This window comes from Dietzia sp. DQ11-38-2, from assembly GCF_014145055.1.
Taxonomy (GTDB): domain Bacteria; phylum Actinomycetota; class Actinomycetes; order Mycobacteriales; family Mycobacteriaceae; genus Dietzia.
Genome location: NZ_JAALDW010000519.1, coordinates 1 through 1596, shown reverse-complemented (window position 1 = coordinate 1596; position 1596 = coordinate 1). Strand labels below are relative to the sequence as shown.

1 protein-coding gene and 2 pseudogenes are annotated in these 1596 nt (G+C 71.1%); all 3 read right to left on the bottom strand.

Features of this window, described 5'->3' with window-relative positions; genetic code table 11:
- Positions 1-381, bottom strand: a pseudogene (locus G6026_RS16230) (MMPL family transporter); the annotation flags it as partial.
- A 14-nt stretch (positions 382-395) separates the two neighbouring features.
- Entirely contained in the window at positions 396-1205 is an 810-nt protein-coding gene (locus tag G6026_RS16225; protein ID WP_107757565.1) for an alpha/beta fold hydrolase, read from the bottom strand.
- 132 nt (positions 1206-1337) lie between these two features.
- Positions 1338-1596, bottom strand: a pseudogene (locus tag G6026_RS16220) (phosphoglycerate mutase); the annotation flags it as partial.

The window sequence follows — 1596 nt, the reverse complement described above, 5'->3', positions numbered from 1 at the left end:
GGCGGCCCCGTCCTCGGACGGGATCGGTCCCTGGGGCGCGGCGCCGACGACCTCCGCCATCCGCTCGCCCGCTCCCACCGCGGCCGCGATCCCCTCCGGGCCGAGCACGTCGCCGTCCTGCCTGGTGACCACCAGCACGGCCGGCACGGATCCGGCGTCGGGGAACTCCTGCTGGATCTGGGAGACGAGGGCGGCCTCGGAAGTGTCCGGCAGCGTCTGGGGAGCCTCCGACGCCCCCTCGGACGAGGCCAGGGCGAACACGGCGCCGGAGACGAGCAGGACGGCCGCGAGGATCATCCACGCCGTGAGCTTCCCCGTCAGCACCCGCACCCAGCCTCCGGAGGTCGCGTGCGTCTCGCCCGCCGTACTCCGAGTCCTCATCGTCTCCCTCGCCCTCACGCGTTGTATTCGGAGAGGAACGCCTCGAGGATGGCGTTGACCTCGTCCGGCCGTTCCATGGTCGGCGAATGCCCCGCACCGGGGATCTCGTGGAACCTCGTGTCGGCGATGAGATCGGCTATCCGGCGCGACTTCTCGGGCGGCGTGGCGGCGTCCTCCGCGCCCACCACGACCAGCGTCGGGGCGATGATCCGGATGGCCTCGTCCTCGCACGGGTCGCGGTCCGCCACCGAGTTGATGGCCCGGACGAGGCCGGCGCGGTCAGTGCGCTCGAGGATCGCCATCCACTCGTCGACCCAGGGGGCCGAGAGGTTGCGGTCGGCGAGCATGATCGGGGCCACCCGTGACCGCAGGGGCCTGATGCCGGCGAGGCGGTACACCTTGGACAGTGTCTTGTACTTGCTGCGGTTGGCCGGCTCCTCCGCCGTGGCCGCGGAGTCGAGGAGCGTGAGCGAGTGCACGATCTCTGGGTTGCGGGCAGCGAGCCGCATCCCCACGAAGCCGCCCATGGACAGGCCGACGAAGTTGACCACGGGGATCTGCAGGTGTCGGAGGAGCTCGGAGACGTCCACGGTCAGCGTGTCCATGTCGTATCCGCCGAGCGCGCGGGGCGAGTCGCCCTGCCCACGGAAGTCGACGGCCACGCACCGGTACCTGTCCCGCAGGTGGGCGATCTGGTGCTGGAACATCCACCCCGAGAAGAGCAGACCATGGGCGAAGAACACCACGGGTGCGTCCTCCCGTCCGGCGGGGACGCCGGTGTCGGTGTAGGCGATGGTCGTGTGACCGCGCTGGAAAGTGGGCATCGTGGCTCTCCTGATAGTCGGACGGCCACCGTGTCCGGCCGCCACAGACGTACGTTACGGCGGCCGGCGCCACCTTTTCGTCACCTCGCGTTGATCGGCCGGCGGGTCACCCGTGGGCGGTCGGATGCCCGGTCACCTCAGGGTGATCAGACCCCGAGGGTCCTCCCCTCCCGCAGCCCGCTCCAGGTGCTGGTGCTCGTTGACGGCGATGCAGGTCATCCCGCCGCGACCCACGACGACCCGGGCCACTCCGGTGTTGACGGTCACCCGTTGGAGTCGGGTCCACAACCCCACCACGCCCTCCGGGTCGGCCAACAGGCCCGCGACCGCCAGCGAGATCGTCCCGGCCGAGCTCACCACCACCGTCGTGCGGCCCGATCCGGATCGGGCC